Source organism: Halomonas sp. I5-271120, assembly GCF_030553075.1.
GTDB classification, from domain to species: Bacteria; Pseudomonadota; Gammaproteobacteria; order Pseudomonadales; family Halomonadaceae; genus Onishia; species Onishia taeanensis_A.
In genome coordinates, this window is the sequence record NZ_CP130701.1 from 2918684 (window position 1) to 2935478 (window position 16795).

Consider the following 16795-nt stretch of genomic DNA (forward strand, 5'->3'; position numbering starts at 1 on the left):
AGTAGCGGGTTAACAATTCCAATAGCCGTCAGGAGGGATGTCTGTGAGCAGCGATCTGCATGAATCTTTGCGAGACAATGTTCGCGTGCTGGGCGATAGCCTGGGGCGAACCATCGCCGATGACCTGGGTGAGGGCTTCGTCGACAAGATCGAGTCCATCCGTGGCCTGGCCAAGCGCGGCCGGCAGGGCGATCCCGAAGGGCGCCGTGAGCTGATCGAGTACCTGCGCCGGCTGCCGGATCGCGATCTCTTGCCGGTCACCCGGGCCTTCAACCAGTTCCTCAACCTCGCCAACATCGCCGAACAGCACTACCGGGCGCGCTTTCGTCGCGTCGAGGACTACAAGCCGGGCTCCCAGCCCGAGCTTGGCGACCTGATCGCCCGGGCGCGCAAGGCCGGTCATTCGCCTCGCGAGCTGGTCGAGTCGCTGGCCAGCATGCGGGTCGAGCTGGTGCTGACCGCCCATCCCACCGAGGTCATTCGCCGCACCCTGATCCAGAAATACGACGCTATCGATGACTGCCTGACTGGGCTCGAGTCGACCGTCGACTCCCCCGAGAAACTGACCCGGGTCCATGGCCGGCTGGAAGAGCTGATCAGCCAGGCCTGGCATACCGACGAGATCCGCCACGAGCGTCCTACTCCGGTCGACGAGGCCAAGTGGGGCTTCGCGGTGATCGAGAACTCGCTGTGGCAGGCGGTGCCCGATTTCCATCGCGACCTCGACAGCCTGTTGCTCGACGCCGCCGGCGAGCGTCTGCCGCTGGATGCCGCGCCGCTGCGCTTCGCCTCCTGGATGGGTGGCGACCGCGACGGCAATCCCAACGTGACCGCCAAGGTCACCCGTGAGGTCCTGCTGCTGGGCCGCTGGATGGCCGCGGATCTGTACCTGCGCGATCTCGACCAGCTCAAGGCCGAGCTATCGATGTGGAAAGCTAACAGTGCCCTGCGCGCCGAGGTCGGTGATGCCACGGAACCCTATCGGGAACTGCTCAAGCGCCTCACCACCAAGGTCGAGGCCACCCGCGACTGGGCCAAGGCCGGCCTCGACGGCGAGCCCCACGAAGGCGGGCCGATCATCGAGCACCGTGACCAGCTCTATGCGCCGCTGCTGTCCTGCTACCGCTCGCTGTGCGATGTCGGCCTGGATACCATCGCCAACGGCGTACTGCTCGACACCCTGCGCCGTGTCGCCGTATTCGGCGTCACCCTGACCAAGCTCGACTTGCGCCAGGAGTCGTCGCGCCATACCCAGGTATTCGACGAGCTGACCGACTATCTGGGCCTTGGCCACTACCAGGACTGGGATGAGGAGAAGCGCCAGGATTTCCTGCTCGGCGAGCTCACCTCCCGTCGCCCGCTGATTCCGCGTCGCTGGGAATGCTCCGGCGAGACCCGCGAAGTTATCGATACCTTCCGAGTGATCGCCTCCGAGCAGCGCGAGGCGCTCGGCACTTACATCATTTCCATGGCCGGCCAGCCGTCTGACGTGTTGGCGGTGGCGCTGTTGATGAAGGAGGTCGGCGGCGACGTGGCGCTGCCCATCGCGCCGCTGTTCGAGACCCTGGATGACCTGAACCGGGCCGGCGACGTCATCGACCGGCTGCTGGCGCTGCCGGGCTATCGTCGCCTGGCCGGCGACGAGCAGGAAGTGATGATCGGCTACTCCGACTCGGCCAAGGACGCCGGCCAGCTGGCCGCCGCCTGGGCCCAGTACCGGGCGCAGGAGACCCTGGTCGAGGTCTGCAAGCGCCATGGGGTGGATCTGACGCTGTTCCATGGTCGTGGCGGCACCGTGGGTCGCGGGGGTGGTCCGGCGCACGCGGCGATTCTTTCCCAGCCGCCGGGCTCGGTGAACGGCAGTCTCAGGGTCACCGAACAGGGGGAGATGATCCGCTTCAAGTTTGGTCAGCCGGACATTGCCCTGCGCTCGATGGAGATCTATGCCTGCGCGGTGCTGGAAGCGACGTTGCTGCCGCCGCCGGCCCCCGAGCCGGCCTGGCGGGAGGAGATGGATCACCTCGCCGCGGTGGCGCACAAGGCCTATGTGGGCGTGGTGCGCGAGAACCCGGATTTCGTGCCCTATTTCCGCGCGGTGACGCCGGAAGGGTCCTTGGGGCGGCTTCCGCTGGGTTCCCGACCCACCAAGCGCCGCCAGGACGGTGGCGTCGAGACCCTGCGTGCGATCCCCTGGATCTTCGCCTGGACCCAGACCCGCCTGATGCTGCCGGCCTGGCTAGGCAGCGGCGAGGCCTTCGCCCAGCGCCTGGCCGAGCCCGGGGGCCTTGAGCGATTGCAGGAAATGCGCAGCCGCTGGCCCTTCTTCGGCACCTATCTAGACATGCTGGAGATGCTGTCCGCCAAGGCCGATATCGACATCGCCGCCTACTACGAGAGGCGCCTGGTTGACGAGCCGGGGCTGCTGGAACTGGGCGGTGAGCTGCGCGGGCGCTTTACGAAGCTGCAGGCGGCGCTGCTTGATATCCTCGACCAGCGGGAGCTTCTGGAGAACACGCCGCTGATTCACCAGGCCATCGAGGTGCGTAATCCCTATATCGACCCGCTGCATGGCCTGCAGGCCGAGCTTCTGCAGCGTAACCGGGATGCCGATGGCGCCATCAGCCCGGCGCTGACTCGCGCGCTGATGGTGACCATGGCCGGCATCTCTGCGGGGCTTCGCAACACCGGGTAATGCCCGACGGGCTATGTCCCGGCCAGAGGGCGCTCGGTTGAGGGTTCAACTGGCGCCTTGGTGCGCCCGACGATGCGAATGGATTCGCATCGTCGGGCGGTCTGGAAGAGTCTTCGCCAGCGCGACATATTTTTCATGCCTTCCTTTTTTCCTGGCTTATATGGCTTTCTGGGCTTATCGGCTTTCCTGGCTCGCCTCCTTTCTGACTAGGCCCTTCTCTGAACGAGTCTCGCGCTTCAGCTAGGCTCCTATCACCAACACCTGTATTCAATACGGTTAACCAGCACCTCTGACCAGCACCTCTGACCAGTACCTCTAACCAGTACCTCTAACCAGTACCTCTAACCAGTACCTCTAACCAGTACCTCTAACCAGTACCTCTAACCAGTACCTCTAACCAGTACCTCTAACCAGTACCTCTAACCAGTACCTCTAACCAGTACCTATAGCTAAGCCCTTTAATTAGTACCTTTCGCTAAGACCGTGGGACTTGACGCTTCGCGGTGGCTGGCGCAAGCTGATCCATAATCAAACGGCCGTATGAATGCGCGGCCGGGCACCGGCATCCAACCCTGTTTGGAGATGAATGGATGATCTATCAAGGCAACGCCATTTCGGTGGCGAGCGATACCAATAACGGGGGCGAGCCCATCGCCACGCTCACCTTCGACTTGAAGGATGAGTCGGTCAACAAGCTATCCAGCGCGGTAGTGGCAGAGCTTGGCGAGGCGGTCGAGGCCATCGCCGCGACCCAGGGCCTGAGCGGCCTGGTGATCACCAGTGCCAAGGACGCCTTCATCGTTGGCGCCGACATCACCGAGTTTCATGGCCTGTTCGAGAAGGGTGAGGACTATCTGGTCGAGATGAACCAGCAAGTGCACGCCATCTTCAACGCCATCGAAGACCTGCCGTTTCCCACCGTCACCGCCATCAATGGCCTGGCACTGGGCGGCGGTTTCGAAGTCACGCTGACCACCGACTTCCGCGTCATGGCCGACACCGCCAAGATCGGCCTGCCCGAAACCAAGCTCGGCATCCTGCCCGGCTGGGGCGGATGCGTGCGCCTGCCGCGGCTGATCGGCGCCGATAACGCCATCGAGTGGATCGCCGGCGGCACCGAGAACCGCGCCGACGCCGCCCTCAAGGTCGGCGCCGTGGATGCGGTGGTGCCCGGTGAGCGCCTCGAGGCCGCCGCCCTGGACATCCTGGTCCGTGCCAATGCCGGCGAGCTCGATTACCAGGCCCGCCGCGACGAGAAGACCTCGCCGCTCAAGCTCGACGCCATCGAGCAGATGATGGTCTTCGAGACCGCCAAAGGCTATGTGGCCGGCAAGGCGGGCCCGCACTATCCGGCACCCATCGAGGCCATCAAGGTGATCCAGAAGGGCGCCGGTGAAGGGCGTGAGCGCTGCCAGGCCATCGAGGCCAAGGCTTTCGCCAAGCTGGCGCTGACCGATGTCTGCTACAACCTGGTCGGGCTGTTCATCAACGATCAGGTGGTCAAGAAGAAGGGCAGCCAGTACGCCAAGCAGGCGCAACCGGTCAACCAGACCGCCGTGCTGGGCGCCGGCATCATGGGCGGCGGCATCGCCTACCAGAGCGCTTCGAAGGGCACGCCGATCCTGATGAAAGACATCAAGGACGACGCCATTGAGCTTGGTCTCAAGGAAGCGCGCAAGCTGTTCACCAAGCAGGTCGAGCGCGGCAAGCTGACCACCGAGACGATGGCCGAAAAGCTCACCAACATTCGCCCGACCCTTTCCTATGGCGATTTTGGTCACGTCGACCTGGTGGTCGAGGCGGTGGTCGAGAACCCCAAGGTCAAGGACGGCGTGCTCACAGAGGTGGAAGGGCAGGTCGGCGAGGACACCATTCTCGCCTCCAATACCTCGACCATCTCCATCACCCGCCTGGCCGAGAACCTCAAGCGGCCCGAGAACTTCTGCGGCATGCACTTCTTCAATCCGGTGCACCGCATGCCGCTGGTAGAGGTGATCCGCGGCGAGAAGACCAGCGATGCGGCCGTGGCCGCCACCGTGTCCTACGCCCGCGCCATGGGCAAGACACCGATCGTGGTCAACGACTGCCCGGGCTTCCTGGTCAACCGCGTGCTCTTCCCCTATTTCGGCGGCTTCAGCCTGCTGGTCGAGCAGGGCGCCGACTTCCGCCGGGTCGACAAGGTCATGGAGAAGTTCGGCTGGCCGATGGGCCCCGCCTACCTGCTCGACGTAGTGGGCATGGACACCGCCGTGCACGCCAATGCCGTGATGGCCGAAGGCTTCCCGGATCGCATGGCACGCGAAGAAAAAACGGCTATTCAGGCGATGTTCGAGGCTGACCGTCTGGGCCAGAAGAACGCCAAGGGCTTCTATGCCTACGAGGAAGACAAGAAGGGCAAGCCGAAGAAGGTCGATGACGATGCAGCGCTTTCCCTTGTCAAGGGTCTCGCTAAGGGAAGCCAGGACTTCTCCGACGAGGAGATTATCGCGCGCATGATGGTCCCGCTGTGCCTGGAGACCGTGCGCTGCCTGGAAGACAACATCGTTGCCACCCCGGCCGAGGCTGACATGGCGCTGATCTACGGCATCGGCTTCCCGCCGTTCCGCGGCGGCGCGCTGCGCTATATCGACGCCATGGGCCTTGATGCCTTCGTCGCCCAGGCCGAGCGTCTGGCCGAGGAACTGGGGCCGCTCTATGCCCCCACCGACAAACTGCGCGCCATGGCCAAGGCCGGCGAGCGCTTCTATTCCGATGCCGGGAAGGCCTGAGCCACCACGTACAGGAGAGGTTGTCAGATGAGTTTGAATCCGAGAGATATCGTGGTGGTCGACGGCGTGCGTACCGCCATGGCCAAGGCCAAGCACGGCGCCTTCCGCAACGTGCGCGCCGAGAACCTGTCGGCGTCGGTGATGCAGGCGCTGTTCGATCGCAATCCGGGGCTCAACCCCAAGGAAGTCGATGATGTGATCTGGGGCTGCGTCAACCAGACCCTCGAGCAGGCCATGAACATCGCCCGTAACGCGGCGATCATGACCGACATCCCGCGCAGCGTGCCGGCCCAGACCGTCAACCGGCTGTGTGGCTCCTCGATGAGCGCACTGCATATCGCCAGTGCCAACATCAAGGCCGGCATGGGCGACTTCTACATCATCGGCGGCGTCGAGCACATGGAGCACGTGCCGATGACGCACGGCGTCGATGTGAACCCGGCCGCCAGCAAGCATGCCGCCAAGGCGGCGATGATGATGGGCCTGACCGCCGAGCTGCTGGGCAAGATGCACAACATCAGCCGCGAACAGCAGGACGCTTTCGGGGTGCGCTCTCACCAGCGTGCCCAGGCAGCCAGCGATGCCGGTCGCTTCGACAACGAGATCATCGGCGTCGAGGGCCATAACGCCGAGGGCTTCAAGGTGTGCGTGGACCGCGACGAAGTGATTCGTGGCGAAGCCAGCCTCGAATCGATGGGCGCCCTGAAGCCGGTCTTCGACCCGCGCCATGGCACCGTCACCGCCGGGACGTCCTCGGCGCTGTCGGTAGGCGCAAGCGGCATGGCGGTGATGAGCTACGAGCGCGCCCAGGCGCTGGGGCTCGAGCCGATCGCCCGGGTGCTGTCCACTGGCGTTGCCGGCTGTGATGCCTCGATCATGGGCTATGGCCCGGTGCCGGCGACCAAGAAGGCGCTTAAGGCGGCCGGCCTGACCATCGATGACATCCAGACCGTCGAGCTCAACGAGGCCTTTGCCGCCCAATCACTGCCGGTGCTCAAGGATCTCGGGCTGCTTGATCGCATGGACGAGGTGGTCAACCTGAACGGTGGTGCCATCGCCCTTGGCCACCCGCTGGGCTGCTCAGGGTCGCGGATCTGCACCACCCTGCTCAACGTGATGGAACAGCAGGACACCCGCCTGGGGCTTGCCACCATGTGCATCGGCATGGGCCAGGGCGTAGCGACCATCTTCGAGCGCTTGAAGTAACGACCCGCTAGATGGTTGCAGTAGAAGCAATAACGGCGCCCCTCGGGGCGCCGTTTGCGTTACGGGGTACTGTGTTCGTTACTGCAGTGCTCGTTACGGCTGTGCCTGATAGGCGTCGAAGGCCTGGGTCAGGATGTCGCGCGCTTCGCTGGCATCGCCGAAGCCGTTCAGCTCGATGTCGCCACCATCCGGCAAGTCCTTGTAAACGCGGAAGAACGCGTTGATGCGCTCGGCCTGCATCTTCGGCAGATCCTCGATCGCCATGACGTCGGCGTAGGTAGGGTCCACATCGTTGGTAGGCACGGCAATGATCTTGTCGTCGGCCTCGCCGTCGTCGACCATGCGCAGCACGCCGATGGCCCTGACCGTGATCACCGCGCCGGGATAGATGCTGTCGCGGGTCAGTACGAGCGCGTCCAGCGGGTCGCCATCGCCACCTGCCGAACTGGTGATGGACCCATAGTTGGCGGGGTAGCGCACCGGCATCGAGACGTAACGATCAACAATCAACTGACCGTGCTCGGCATTGATCTCGTACTTGGTGAAACTCCCGGCGGGGATCTCGTTGACCACGTTGAAGCTGGCCGGCGCGTCATCGGTTTGCGGATAGTCGAAGACGTTCTGCTGCGCCTGGGCGGACGCGGCAAACAGCAGGCCAGCGGCGACTAGGGAAGAGAGGGCGACTTTCATGAAACCTCGTCGTGTCTTGGGGAGTGAGGTTTCCAGTCTATTCAGTGAAGGGTGACATGCGCGTGACAGTGTTCTGGTTTCTGCTGGCCAGGCCATGAGCGGGGTCGGAACCCCCGGCGCGCCTGGATCAGGACGGCTTCATGGCGCTCACCAAATCCCGGTATCCAGGCCGGCGGCCAGGTAGAGCCCCAGTTCTTCCAACTGGTCGGCGAAGGCGTCCTGCCAGTCACCCCGCAGGATCAGCGGGTCCTGCACCCACCGCCAGCGCAGCCCGGTGACGATCGACTCCACTGCCCGGCGGGTGCCGGTGCCGTCATGGCCGGCGCGCACGTAGAGCGCGCAGGGCAGGCCCTGCTTTTCCTCGAGCACGGCGTAGTAGCTGCGATCGAAGAAGTCCTTCAACGCCCCGCTCATGTAGCCGAGGTTTTCGGTGGTGCCGAGCAGGATGGCGTCGCAGGCGCGAATATCGTCGGGGCCAGCGTCGAGCGGCGCCTTTACCATCACCTCGATGTCGTCGAGATCCGGGTGGCGGGCGCCACGGTCGGCCGCCTCGCGCAGGCGCTGGGTATTGGGGGAGGGCGCATGGGCCACAATCAGCAGGCGTCGGGTCATGATCGAAAGGGTGCCAGCCAGCAAGCCGACTGGCTAGAGGCAGGCCGGTGTCTAGCTAGATGTTTCACGCGGCGTTGGGTCAGCGTCGAGCCGGCGTCGAGTCAAGAGTCCGGCCGTTGGCCGGCCGCAGGCTCGGTGGCCATCGAGGCCGCATAGCAGGGGGGTGAGCTGGGAGCGGTGCCGTCTGCCTCGCGGTCTTCCTTGGCAAGTGCCTCAAGCAGCGCCTCGCGCAGGATCGGCAGGTGAGATTGTTCAAGGTCGCGCGCCGCAGACAGTAGCGTCAGCCGCCCGCGGCGCGCCAAGCGCATCAGCGGCAGCAGGCAGTCCTTGGCATCCGCCATCTCCCAGCGATAGCGGCGGGTGAAGACGCCATGGCTGATCTTGGCCTGGTGCCAGTCACGGCGCAGGCCATTGGAAGGGGAGGCATCTCGGTACCAGTCACTCAGTGCCAGCGTTTCCCGCCGTTTGCCCCGGGGCCACAGCCGATCCACCAGCACGCGTGAGCCGTCGTCGGCCTCCGGTTCGGCATAGATACGCTTCAACTGAATGTCATGCTCCATGACAAGCGACTCCTGGTTAGTGGCCAAGTAGTGGCCAGGCGCGGTCAAGCCTAAGAAAGACTAGTCACCCACTCCTTCGCTTGCCACATACTTGAGCGATTCCAGCGAAGCGGTGCCGGTGACGATGGCTTCCAGCTCGTCGCAGAAGGCGGTGAAGGCGTCGCTTGAATGCCCCGGCGTGCGATGCAGCTCGATCTCGACATGCCCAAGCGGGGGCAGGCCTTCGTCATCGCCGACGATGCGACAGCCTGCGGGAACACTGCGCGGGGTCTTGACGGTGGCCGCCAGGCCCGCCTGAACCGGCAGGTTGATGCCGGTGGGCGACTGGCTGGAGTAGCGTACGTCCCAGCGCCAGTCGGTAGGACCCAGTGCCGCGAAGGCATGGGAACGGAAGGTGCAGCCTTCGGGGTTCAGAGCCAGCGGCAGGGTATCCCATTCCTCGAGCGAACAGTCCTCGGCTACCACCCAGACCATCGGCTCGCGTCCCAGCAGCCGGCCGGTCTGGGTCGGCCCGTGGCGCACCACCAGGGCAGCATCCAACAGACCTTCCTGAAAGTCATGCACTAGCGAGCCGCTGATGCTGCAGATGACTTCGAGGCGTACCTCGGGGAAGCGGGAGGCGAAGCGCGGCAGCAGCTCAGGCAGGTAGGTACTGGCCTGTTCCTCGGAGGTGCCAAGCCGGATTAGCTCGCCCTGGCGCTCCACGCCCATTACCCGCTGCGCCTCATCCTGCAGCTTGAGGATATGGCGGGCGTAGGGCAGCAGGCGCCCTCCGGGCGGCGTCAGTACCACGCTGCGGCTGGTGCGCTCGAACAGCGATTCGCCCATCTGGTCTTCGAGTCGTTTGATCTGCAGGCTGACGGCCGACTGGGTGCGGTGCAGCACCTTGCCGGCGGCGCTGAACCCCTCGCATTCGGCGACCGTGACGAAGGCGCGTAGCAGGTCGGTATCCATGATCTATGAGCCCTTGCAATCTTTTATATCTTAACCATTCATTTCTATTATTAAACCTGCCTCTCTACCCTGTCTATACGTTATTGATCAGGCAGGAGCAACGACATGCAAAGCAACCGCATTCAGGAAGACGATACCTCACTGCAGGGGCTGATCGACCTGGAACGTTACCCCATTCATCGCCTTGAGGGTGACCGCGGACGCGAGCTGATCGCCGAATGCCGACAGCAGCTTGGCCAGGACGGCTGTGTGGTGCTCAAGGGCTTTGTGCCCGAAGAGGCCCTGGCGCGGCTCGAACAGGAGACCGAACGCCTGTCGCCTCAGGCGCACTACAACCAGACCGAGACCAACCCCTACAACAGCGACGCCGACCCGAGCCTGCCGGCCTCGCACCCCAAGAACCGCTTCGATGACCGCACCAACGGTTTCGTTGCCGGTGATCGCATCGACGGCGATACCATCATTCGCCAGGTCTATTCCCACCCCGGATTTCAGCACTTCATCGCAAGCGTAGTGGGCATGGACGAGATCCATCAGTACGCCGACCCCCTGGCGGACCTGGTCGTCAATGTGCTGCGAGAGGGCTGCCAGCACCCCTGGCACTACGACACCAACGAATTCATCGTCACCATGATGACTCGCCAGTCCCAAGGTGGCGGGCGCTTCGAGTACGCCCCGGGCATCCGCAGCCCCGAAGGCGAAAACTTCGACGAGGTCGAGCAGGTCATCGACGGCGACCGCTCGCGACTCAAGTCCCTCGATCTTCAGCCGGGTGATCTGCAGGTCTTCTTCGGCCGCTACTCGCTGCACCGAGTCACGCCGGTAGAAGGTGACCGCGAGCGCCACACCGTGATCTTTGCCTACGCCAAGGAGCCGGGCTTTATCGGCCGCCCCGAGCGCGCCAAGCGCATCTTCGGGCGCATGGCCCCGGTCCACGAGCGGCTGCTCGAAGAAGGCATGCAGCGCAGCGACAGCCTGGCCGACTGAAGGCGGCGACGCCTCAGCCTGACCTTATGCATATCCCCCGCGAATACGGCTACGAACAAACAGAGAGCTTGATCATGAGCATCGTCGACTTCGACAACCTGACCGACAACGAACCCGCCACGATTCCGGTGGTGCCTTCGTCGCCCGTGGGCAACGGCGACAGCATTCCCACCGCCTTCGACCCGGTGCAGCTGCGTGGCGGGCGCCTCAAGCGCCTGCGCCAGATGATGGCCGAGCAGGGCTACGGCGCCGTAGTGCTGTTTGACCCCTACAACCAGCGCTATGCCACCGGTTCGCGCAACATGTTCGGCTACTTCCTGCGCAACTCCACCCGCTACATCTATGTGCCGCTCGAAGGGCCGGTGATCCTTTTCGAGTACCCGGGCAGCGCCCACGTCTCGACCTGGCTCGAGACCATCGACGAATCTCGCACCTCCAAGGTGGTGTGGTCGGCGGTCAACCAGCGCGACAACCTGTCCTCCGATCCCTTCGGCATCGAGATCGCCGAGCTGATGGAAGAGCACGGCCGCGGCAACAAGAAGATCGGCCTGGACCGCTGCGCGCTGAACCTGGCCCGCTCGCTGGAGGCGCAGGGTCTCGAGGTCTTCGACTGCATGCAGGACACCCTGCATTGCCGCCGCATCAAGACTCCGGAAGAGATCGCCTGCCTGGCCCAGTCGATGGCAGGCTCAGAGGCCGCGGTGGCCGAAGTGGAAGCCGCCATCAAGCCGGGCGTCACCGAGACCGAGCTGTTTGCGACTCTCTACGGCAACGTCATCAAGCAGGGCGGCGAGTTCATCGAGACGCGCCTGCTGTCCTCCGGCCCGCGCACCAACCCCTGGTTCAACGAGGCAAGCGATAGGGTCGTGCGCCCCGGCGAGCTGATCGCGCTGGACACCGACACCATCGGCTGTCACGGCTACTACTCCGATTTCTCGCGCACCTTCCATGTCGGGCCGGGTCGCCCCAGCGGCTACCAGCAGAGCCTCTACCAGATGGCCTATGACCAGGTGCACCACAACATGTCGATCCTCAGGCCCGGCATGAGCTATCGCGAGATCGCAGAAAAGGCCTGGAAGATTCCCGAGCGCTTCCTCGATCGTCGCTATCCGTCGATCATTCATGGGGTCGGCATGCATGGCGAAACGCCGTTGGTCGCTCACCACATGGACTTCGACCGCTTCTCGAAGGACGGCATCCTCGAGCCCGGCATGGTGGTCTCGGTAGAGAGCTATATCGGCGAAGTCGGCGGTGCCGACGGCGTCAAGCTCGAGGAAGAAGTGCTGGTCACCGAGACCGGCATCGAGAAGCTCTCGCGCTATCCGTTCGATGAAGCCCTGCTGGGCCGCCAGGTCTGATAAGGCTCGCCGGTCGCGGGATGAACCGACCGGCGAGCCCAGTATCTGAAACATAGACCGGAAACATAGAGCGGAAACATAAACCGAGAACACGACCCAAGGTTGGAGTCAGCCCCAGATGCATACCCTGAACCATCTCATCGCCGGTGAAGCCGTCAGCGGCGAGCGCACCATCGAGGTGTTGAACCCGGCCACCGCCGACCCCGTGCGCCGCCTGGCCATGGCCGACGGTGCCACCGTCAAGCGCGCCATCGATGCCGCCCGAGAAGCCCAGCCCGCCTGGCGCGATATGCCGCCGGCCAAGCGCGCCCAGGTGATGTACCGCTTCAAGACCCTGCTCGAGCGTGATGCCGACGAGATCTGCGCGCTGGTCAGCGAAGAGCACGGCAAGGTGCTGGAAGACGCCATGGGCGAGCTCAAGCGCGGCATCGAGAACGTCGAGTACGCCTGCGGCGTGCCGGAACTGCTCAAGGGCGAGTATTCCCACAATGCAGGCCCCGGCATCGACACCTGGTCGAACCATCAGCCGCTGGGCATTGTCGCCGGCATCACGCCGTTCAACTTCCCGGCCATGGTGCCGCTGTGGATGTACCCGATGGCGCTGGCCTGCGGCAACGCCTTCATCCTCAAGCCTTCCGAACAGGCGCCCTCGGCCGCGGTCAAGATGGCCGAGCTGCTCGACGAGGCCGGTCTGCCCAAGGGCCTGTTCAGCGTGGTGCACGGTGACCGCGAGGCCGTCGATGCGCTGATCGAGGCGCCTGAGGTTCGTGCGCTGAGCTTCGTGGGTTCTACCCCGGTGGCGCGCAAGATCTACGAAGGCGGCACCCAGCAGGGCAAGCGCGTGCAGGCCCTCGGCGGCGCCAAGAACCATGCCGTCGTGCTGCCGGATGCGGACATCGATAATGCCGCCAGCACCCTGATCGGCGCCGCCTACGGCAGTGCCGGCGAACGCTGCATGGCGATTTCCGTTGCCGTATGTGTGGGCGATGACACCGCCGATGCCCTGGTCAAGCGCCTCGCCGCCCAGGCCCGCGAGCTCAAGATCGGCCCGGGCACCGAGAAGGGCCTCGACATGGGCGCGCTGATCAACGCCGGCCAGCGCGACAAGGTCGCCGGCTACATCGAGCAGGGCGCCGCCGCCGCCGCCGGCGCCGAGCTGGTCGTCGATGGTCGCCAGCATCCGCTGGTTGAAGGATCAAAGGGCTACTTCCTCGGCGCGACCCTGTTCGACCGGGTCACCCCGGAGATGAGCATCTACCGCGACGAGATCTTCGGCCCCGTGCTGTGCGTGGTCCGCGTCGAGACCTTCGAAGAAGCCATCGCGCTGATCAACGACCACCAGTACGGCAACGGCACCTGCGTGTTCACCCGCGATGGCGAGGCCGGCCGCCGCTTCGCCGATGCCATCGAGGTCGGCATGGTGGGTATCAACGTGCCGCTGCCGGTGCCGGTTGCTTTCCACAGCTTCGGCGGCTGGAAAGACTCGCTGTTTGGCGACCTGCACGCCTACGGCCCGGATGCCGTGCGCTTTTACACCCGCCGCAAGGCCGTCTCCCAGCGCTGGCCGCAGCGCAGCGCCCAGGAGAGCGCCCAGTTCAGCTTCCCCTCCTAGCTTTTGCCGGAAAAGTTAGCGGCTCGAAATGCTGATGATCACGCCCGCCCCGCTTGTCGGGGCGGGCGTTTTTTGGTGCGGCTACGCCCCCGACAACCTCCTGTGCGGCCTGGCATGCAGTGCTTTACACAGGCCGGCTCAAGCGATGCCCTTGTCTAAGGGTGCCATCACGGCAGCATCGGTTCGTTCAATGGGGCGTCATGTAAATCAACGTAAAAATCAGGTTAAATTAAGCCTGCTGAAGCCCTGATTTCCCCGAAGCGTGGTTCCTGCTGGGCCATAATCACAGGAAAGTAGCGCCTATCACGGCATCACCTGGCGGCAGCATGAGGCGCATGCTTCGAATCGAAGTGCGACCGGTCATCGTCGAGCGCTGGTCTGCGGTAGTTGTCCAGAAATCTGGCGCACGTTCCAGCTACTGCATCCGGCGAGTATTGGGTGTAAAACCGCTTGTATGCTCGCCACAGGCAGAGCGCCGTCGCTTGCCTGCAATAGGCTTCATATAACATCCGATTTTTCGGAAGGATATTACAGGGCGTTTTGATGATTAGTATTGAGCAGATGGGCATTGTGCTGGGGGCATTGCCAGACCCTGTATTTATAATATCGCGCAGCGGAAAATACGTGGCCGTGTTCGGTGGCCGTGATGCTCGTTACTACCACGACGGGAGTGGGCTCGTCGGGTTGAACATTGCCGATGTGGTGAAAAAAGAGAAGGCCGATTGGTTTCTGCAGCAGATCGGACTCGCCCTGGATTCCGGTAATCTATTGATTAGAGAATACGAATTAAGCAATAAGGATGTCAGGGGGTTGCGAGAGGACGGCCCCCAGCAGCCAATCTGGTTCGAAGGCCGTATTCAGGGGCTCGATTTTCAAGTGGACGGTGAAGCCGTGGTGCTCTGGGTTGCCAGTAATATTTCTGAGCGACACGACATGGAGGTCCAACTGCGTGCGCTCAGCGACACCGATCAGCTCACGGGGCTTTTTAACCGAAGAAAGCTTGAACTCGACCTGGCGCTTTTTCATGAAACCTTTGAAAGGCACTCAGTGCCGACGTCCATTCTGATGTTTGACCTTGATAACCTTAAGAAAATTAATGATACCTTAGGGCATTATGAAGGTGATGAAATCATCGTGGCTGTCAGTAATGTTTGTCGCTCAGAGCTGAGAAAAACCGATATTGCGTGTCGCTTTGGCGGGGACGAGTTTGTGATTGGCCTGCCCAATATTGAACTGGAGCACGCGGTGCAGTTTTCCAACCGGCTGCATGAGTGCTTCAACCGTGAGCTGAGTCGCTTTTGTATGGAGGGTATCTCCACCACCGTCAGCATCGGGGTAGCGACCATGCTGCCTGAAGACCGCTCGTATGAAGACACCCTGAAACGCGCGGACAATGCATTGTACGAAGCGAAACGAAGCGGCAAGAACCGGGTTGTTGCGGGGTGATGCAGCACCATGCTTGTGCTGAAGGAGCGGACCCAAGTGAACCCCAGAATCAGCATGATTACCCTCGGCGTGAGCGATCTGGCTCGTTCGATCCACTTCTACGAGCAAGGCCTGGGCCTGCCACGCATGGCATCGCCGCCTACCGTGGCATTCTTCCCGCTCAACGGTAGCTGGCTGGGGTTGTATGGCCGCGACGCCCTTGCCGAGGACGCCGGCGTGCCAGCCGAAGGCAGTGGTTTTCGTGGCATGGCCCTGGCCCACAACCTGGGCTCTGAAGCCGAAGTCGATGCTCTTCTCGATCAGGCGGTGGCCGCTGGTGCCACACTGGTCAAGCCCGCGCAGCCGGTCTTCTGGGGCGGTTATTCCGGCTACTTTGTAGACCCCGACGGCCACCTGTGGGAGGTGGCCTATAACCCCTTCTGTTGGATCGGCCCCAGTGATGACGTTGCCTAGACCGGTCGCCTCGCGCTGTCATTTCAATGAAGTGCCATGTAACTCAACGCTAAAGCACGGTAGGTTAGGGGTAAGTATTTATCTCCCCAAGGAAGGGACGTGCACCGGGAGGGGTACGACTGCCAGGAAGGTGGTGCCTGTAATGGCCTCACCCGGCGGTAGCGTGGGCAAGCCAATATTAGCTTGAAGTGCTTCGTAACAGGTGGCTGGTATCGACCCAAAGCGGGCATGCCGGCAAAGGCAGCACGCGCGTTTATTGGTGTTATATAGCCACTTCGACAAAAATATACAGAAAATCAATGGGTTGGTTTGGCGGTATAAGAATGTTGAACGCGCGTGCTCGTTCAAGTCAATAAACGAGTGAGCGGTCTAATACCTGTTAAATTTCGTCGGAGGACTCGAGTGCAATCCGTCTACGGCTGTATTGATATTGATCACCCAATGGTGGCGTGGAGCGCATACCGGGGAGTATTGGTCTCCGCTCAAGCAGGCAATGAGTATCCTAAGTGCCCAATTTCCGTGATGCTAGCAGGCATGCTCAAGCATCGTAATTCGCCGAGGCTTAGCAACGAATTAGCAATTGAACGAATTCGCCAGTTGAAGTACCCAAGCAAGATATCTCGATTGGTTGGCATGTATCTCTTCGAAGAGCAGTCAGCATTTGAAGCGGCTAGAGAATGGGGCGACCACTTCTCCTCTAAGTATCAGGCAGAACTCGGATTGTTGCCTGGAGCAACTGTCAGCCGCCACGACGCAAATTGGATTACATATGCACCATTGGATAGTAATGGCGACCTAAAGTCCATTGATTGGGTCGATCAATATTGGCTCGGCGAACCTTTTCCGAATCGAGCGCCGGTCTGGGAACTAATTGTTGATGGTCGAGCTGCTGTATATGGAACTGAGCTCAGGGAGCGCGCGTACGCGACCATTAAAGCTGAATTTCCAAAGTGTGTAGCGATTTTGGAGGTGGGAAGAATCGCTGCCCTCCTAGGATCGGACCTTGGACAAATTTCCTCTTGGTTGATAAAGGCCTCAGAGGCTGAACTCTCACTGCAGTACTACACTGATATGAGAGATGCCCAAGATCCCCAATTCTTGGAGAAATTGAGGAATTATGATGGTCCAAAGAATCACGCTGATTTGGCGGTAGGCGGGGATAAGTTTTCAGTGCCGGATTTACGGGGTCTTGGCGAGTCGTTTCACACAAAAGAACAGTTTTCCAAGCAATTCCTTGTGGGCGTCCATGCAAACAAAATTTAACCAGGGGCTCAAGCCGACCGGTACTCCGCGGCGCTCCGTCCCGGCGGCTTAGCCCAAGCGTTATGTGTCTGCTCTGCATTCATCCCAATTTAGAGAGGAGCTGATTATTAGCACCTACATTTCTATACTTGCTCTGCTTGTATCTTCCATCGCATTGTATATTTCATACAGGAAAGATACTTTTCAAGTTAGGC

Annotated in this window: 13 protein-coding genes; 9 read left to right on the forward strand and 4 right to left on the reverse strand. The window is 62.1% G+C overall.

Translation table 11 applies throughout. The annotated features are described in order from the left end of the window. The first annotated feature begins 43 nt into the window (after window positions 1-43). The 3 genes from ppc (at window position 44) to fadA (ending at window position 6666) form a co-directional block, all read left to right on the forward strand. Window positions 44-2692, forward strand: a complete 2649-nt coding sequence (gene ppc, locus Q2K57_RS13095; protein ID WP_304525322.1) for a phosphoenolpyruvate carboxylase — start codon at window positions 44-46, stop codon at window positions 2690-2692. Between the two features lie 590 nt (window positions 2693-3282). Further along, a complete protein-coding gene (gene fadB, locus Q2K57_RS13100; RefSeq protein ID WP_304525323.1) occupies window positions 3283-5460 on the forward strand; it encodes a fatty acid oxidation complex subunit alpha FadB in 2178 nt (725 codons plus the stop codon). 27 nt (window positions 5461-5487) lie between these two features. Further along, the gene (fadA, locus tag Q2K57_RS13105; protein WP_304525324.1) at window positions 5488-6666 is read left to right on the forward strand and encodes an acetyl-CoA C-acyltransferase FadA; all 1179 of its coding nucleotides are present in this window, start codon (window positions 5488-5490) and stop codon (window positions 6664-6666) included. A gap of 93 nt (window positions 6667-6759) precedes the next feature. Here fadA and Q2K57_RS13110 read toward each other — a convergent pair whose 3' ends face one another. The 4 genes from Q2K57_RS13110 to Q2K57_RS13125 form a co-directional block, all read right to left on the reverse strand. Continuing rightward, window positions 6760-7356 (reverse strand): inorganic diphosphatase, encoded by a 597-nt coding sequence (locus tag Q2K57_RS13110; protein WP_112053266.1) that lies wholly within the window; start codon window positions 7354-7356, stop codon window positions 6760-6762. A gap of 147 nt (window positions 7357-7503) precedes the next feature. Then, window positions 7504-7968 carry a flavodoxin family protein gene (locus tag Q2K57_RS13115; protein ID WP_304525325.1) on the reverse strand — a complete coding sequence of 155 codons (465 nt, stop codon included), beginning with the start codon at window positions 7966-7968 and terminating at the stop codon, window positions 7504-7506. Between the two features lie 101 nt (window positions 7969-8069). Beyond that, window positions 8070-8528: a DUF488 domain-containing protein gene (locus Q2K57_RS13120; RefSeq protein WP_304525326.1), complete on the reverse strand. Its 459-nt coding sequence runs from the start codon at window positions 8526-8528 to the stop codon at window positions 8070-8072. A 60-nt stretch (window positions 8529-8588) separates the two neighbouring features. Next, window positions 8589-9482, reverse strand: a complete 894-nt coding sequence (locus Q2K57_RS13125; RefSeq protein WP_304525327.1) for a LysR family transcriptional regulator — start codon at window positions 9480-9482, stop codon at window positions 8589-8591. Window positions 9483-9587: 105 nt separating this feature from the next. Between Q2K57_RS13125 and Q2K57_RS13130 the strand changes: the two genes are divergently transcribed. From Q2K57_RS13130 to Q2K57_RS13155, 6 genes are all read left to right on the forward strand, one after another. Then, window positions 9588-10469, forward strand: coding sequence for a hypothetical protein (locus tag Q2K57_RS13130; RefSeq protein ID WP_304525328.1), 882 nt, complete (start codon window positions 9588-9590; stop codon window positions 10467-10469). 74 nt (window positions 10470-10543) lie between these two features. Further along, entirely contained in the window at window positions 10544-11827 is a 1284-nt protein-coding gene (locus Q2K57_RS13135; protein WP_304525329.1) for a Xaa-Pro peptidase family protein, read from the forward strand. 118 nt (window positions 11828-11945) lie between these two features. Then, entirely contained in the window at window positions 11946-13439 is a 1494-nt protein-coding gene (locus tag Q2K57_RS13140) for a CoA-acylating methylmalonate-semialdehyde dehydrogenase (RefSeq protein WP_304525330.1), read from the forward strand. A 543-nt stretch (window positions 13440-13982) separates the two neighbouring features. Beyond that, the gene (locus tag Q2K57_RS13145; RefSeq protein WP_304525331.1) at window positions 13983-14885 is read left to right on the forward strand and encodes a GGDEF domain-containing protein; all 903 of its coding nucleotides are present in this window, start codon (window positions 13983-13985) and stop codon (window positions 14883-14885) included. Between the two features lie 36 nt (window positions 14886-14921). Then, window positions 14922-15338: a VOC family protein gene (locus Q2K57_RS13150; protein WP_304525332.1), complete on the forward strand. Its 417-nt coding sequence runs from the start codon at window positions 14922-14924 to the stop codon at window positions 15336-15338. A gap of 402 nt (window positions 15339-15740) precedes the next feature. Beyond that, window positions 15741-16601, forward strand: coding sequence for a hypothetical protein (locus Q2K57_RS13155; protein WP_304525333.1), 861 nt, complete (start codon window positions 15741-15743; stop codon window positions 16599-16601). Window positions 16602-16795: the final 194 nt, after the last annotated feature.